Source organism: Paraburkholderia sp. SECH4 (genome assembly GCF_030511745.1).
Classification (GTDB): domain Bacteria; phylum Pseudomonadota; class Gammaproteobacteria; order Burkholderiales; family Burkholderiaceae; genus Paraburkholderia; species Paraburkholderia madseniana.
Window position 1 is genome coordinate 1 of sequence record NZ_JALOCP010000095.1, and the last position, 3476, is coordinate 3476.

Here is a 3476-nt window from a genome sequence, read left to right on the forward strand (position 1 = left end):
TGTCGATGGCGCTGGGGATCCGCTCAAATCTGGCGGCGCCAGGTTGACGGCGGCGTTGCAAACGCGTATGCGCGCGACGAGATGACGGGCAGGTGGTCCTGGGGATACTGGAGTAAATGGAAAGGAGTTGACGCAGGGTGCGTCGAAGGGAGCCCGTAGGGCGACTGGAGACGCACCCTGCGGCGCATCTCGCGAACAGTCTGGGCCGTGATAGAAAGGCGGTTCGCCGAAGAAACAACCGGCGCAGCATCGGCCATCAAGACCTCGCGAGTCAAACCGATGCCGCGCCCACACTGAGTCCGGATGTCAGGTCCGGCGCACCTGTGCGCGTCAATTGTTGCATGGCAGGTGTGCTCTGTCGATGGTCTTCGGCGTTCATCAAGGAACGCCGATGCCCGGAAGAAATTCCTGTGGGATTCAGTCCACAGGCCGCCTGCTGGTGTGCGCCCGTTGCCGGGCGCAGGTCCTCATTTGCGGGCCCTGTGACCGCGGCAACCGCTATTGCCGCGATTGCACCAAAGAGGCCCGGCGGGTCAGTGTGCGCGAAGCCGGCCGCCGGTATCAGCGCAGCCGTCGCGGGCGCTTTGCCCACGCGGCCCGATCGCGACGCCACCGGGCTCGACGCAAAATCGTGACGCATCACGGTTCACCCGCTCCCCCTGCCAATGATGTACTGCAAGCGGACCTGACGACAGGCGCCGCCGTTGCAGTTCAAGCCGATGATCGTACGACGGCGGCGCCAGCGCCGACGGCATCAGCAACGCCGCACTGTCACTATTGTGGCGGCCCGTTGCCACCGTTCGTGCGAACTGGCTTTGTGCGTCGTCGAGGTCCGCGTCGTATTTATTGCTTCGATCGCGGAGACATTCCTGATGACCATAAAAGCTGAACTGGAGGCGCAGATCCTGCGCCTTTACCACGTCGAAAAGTGGCGCTGCGGCACCATCGCGAAGCAGTTGCGTGTGCATCGTCAGACAGTGCAGCGTGTGCTCGCGTATGCGGGGCTGCCACGACACGGACCGCCGCCGCGCCCTTCAATGATTGAGCCGTACCTTCAGTTCATCCAGCAGACACTGGAGACGTTTCCGACGCTGACGGCCAGCCGCCTGTACTCGATGGTACGCGAGCGCGGCTACAAGGGGGCGCCTGACCACTTCCGGCACCTGATTGCGCAACGCCGTCCGCGTCGGGCGGCCGAGGCATTCCTGCGTCTGCGCACGTTGCCGGGAGAACAGATGCAATGTGACTGGGCCCACTTTGGCCACATGGAGATCGGTCGGGCGAGGCGCCCGCTGATGGCCTTCGTGATGGTGCTCTCGTACTCGCGCGACATTTATCTGCACTTCTTCCTCGATGCCCGGATGGAGAACTTCCTTCGCGGGCATGTCGGCGCGTTCACCCATTGGGGTGGGCTCGGGAAGGTCATCCTGTACGACAACCTTAAAAGTGCTGTGCTTGAGCGTCAGGGTGACGCGATTCGCTTCAACCCGAGGCTGCTCGCATTTGCCGGGCATTACCGGTTCGAGCCGCGTCCGGTGGCGGTATACCGCGGTAACGAAAAAGGACGAGTCGAGCGGGCCATTCGCCATATACGCGAAGCGTTCTTCGCGGCGCGCGCCTTCAGGGATCTCGATGATCTGAATGCCCAGGCCGAGCACTGGTGCCGCACCCAGGCGGCCGACCGGCCGTGTCCGGAGGATCGGACCATGACGGTACGCGAGGCCTTCGCGATGGAGAAGCCGTTACTGCTTGCGCTGCCAGAGAACCCTTACCCCCTCGAGGAGCAGCTCGAGGTGAAGGTCGGCAAGCAGCCGTACGTGCGCTTCGACCTGAACGATTACACGATCCAGCACACGCATGTGCGACGCACGCTAAGCGTACGCGCCGACCTGCAGCAGGTGCGCATCTTCGATGGCGCCCAGCTCGTTGCCAGTCACCCCCGCAGCTATGACCGTGATGCGCAGATCGAACTGCCCGAGCACATCCGTGAGCTCAAGGAACGCAAACGCCAGGCGAGCCAGCATCGCGGCGTCAACAGCCTGACGAAGGCCGTGCCGGCCAGCCAGTTGCTGCTCACGCGCGCGGCTGAGCGCGGCGCAAATCTCGGTGGGCTCACGAACGGGTTGCTGCGCCTGCTCGACCGGTACGGCGCAGCCGAGCTGCAGGCCGCGGTCGAGGAGGTGCTCGCGATAGACGTACCGCACACAAACGCCGTCCGTCTGGCGCTGGAGCGCCGGCGTGCCGCGCGCGGTGAGCCGCCTCCGGTCGCGATGAGTCTGCCCGAGCACGTGCGGCGCAAGGACACGCCGGTGCAGCCGCATCGGCTCGACAGCTACGATCAACTGACAACGGACAATGATGACCATGAACACGAAGACCACTGACATCCTGCTCACGCGCGCGCGGGCATTACGCCTGAACGGCCTGGCCGGGCACTGGCCCGAGGTGGCCAGCGCTGAATGGGTCGCGCCGCTTATCCAGTGGGAAGAAGACGAGCGCACCCACCGATCCCTGCAGCGGCGCATCCGCGCCGCGAAGCTGGGTGACTTCAAGGCGTTGGGCGACTTCGACTGGCAATGGCCCAAACGCATCGATCGCGTGGCCGTCAGTGAACTGATGTCGCTGGAGTTCGTCAGGGAGGCAACTAACGCCGTGTTCATTGGCCCAAACGGAGTGGGCAAATCGACGCTTGCGCAGAACGTGGCCCATCAGGCGCTCATTCAGGGTCATACGGTGCTGTTCAAGGCCGCAGGGGAAATGCTCGGCGAACTTGCCGCGCTCGATAGCGATTCGGCGTTGCGCCGGCGTCTGCACTACTACGCAACGCCGGACCTGCTCTGTATTGACGAAGTCGGCTATCTGTCGTACTCAAACCGGCATGCCGACCTGCTGTTCGAACTGATCAGCAGGAGATACGGGTCCCGTTCTACGATCGTGACTACTAACAAACCATTCAAGGAATGGAACGAGGTGTTCCCGAATGCCGCCTGTGTCGTCTCGCTGGTTGACCGGCTGGTGCATCGCGCCGAGGTCATCGCGATCGAGGGCGAATCCTACCGTCTCAAGGAAGCGCGCGAGCGCGCCGAAGCACGTTCCCGACGGCGAGGAGCAAAGAAGAATGGCGCGCAGGAAGGAGCGGACGAATGACTCGAACGCCCTTGCTGCCATCGGGACGACGGCATGGCCTGCCGTTCGTCGTGCCCGAAGACTGGACACCTGAACAGGCGCTTGCCGTGTTTGAGTTGCTCGACGATCTACTGGAAATCGTCCGGCAGCATTACGCTCGCCAGCTTCACGAGTCCTTGCGCGCACAGCGCGCGAGTCACTGCGATACCCAGGTACGCGACGATCCCCCGTTCTGACGGACTCGCTGCACATCCCAGCAACCACGAGGGGGCCACACGGCCCCCTTATTGTTGAGCGCTTTGCTCAACTTTGCGACGCCATCTTTAAGCGGTTTTACACCACCGGCAACA

Annotated in this window: 3 protein-coding genes; all 3 read left to right on the plus strand. The window is 63.3% G+C overall.

All coding sequences use genetic code 11. The annotated features are described in order from the left end of the window. Window positions 1-872: 872 nt before the first annotated feature. Genes istA through M0D67_RS41765 form a run of 3 tightly spaced genes read left to right on the plus strand, consistent with a single transcriptional unit; the run spans window position 873 to window position 3362 of the window. Complete coding sequence (gene istA, locus M0D67_RS41755) at window positions 873-2384, plus strand: IS21 family transposase (RefSeq protein WP_266243601.1); 1512 nt, start codon at window positions 873-875, stop codon at window positions 2382-2384. After that, window positions 2365-3147, plus strand: a complete 783-nt coding sequence (gene istB / locus M0D67_RS41760) for an IS21-like element helper ATPase IstB (protein WP_200655560.1) — start codon at window positions 2365-2367, stop codon at window positions 3145-3147. The genes istA and istB overlap by 20 nt, the downstream gene beginning before the upstream one ends. After that, on the plus strand, window positions 3144-3362 hold the full coding sequence (locus M0D67_RS41765) for a hypothetical protein (protein ID WP_200655561.1): 219 nt from the start codon (window positions 3144-3146) through the stop codon (window positions 3360-3362). The genes istB and M0D67_RS41765 overlap by 4 nt, the downstream gene beginning before the upstream one ends. Window positions 3363-3476 lie beyond the last annotated feature (114 nt).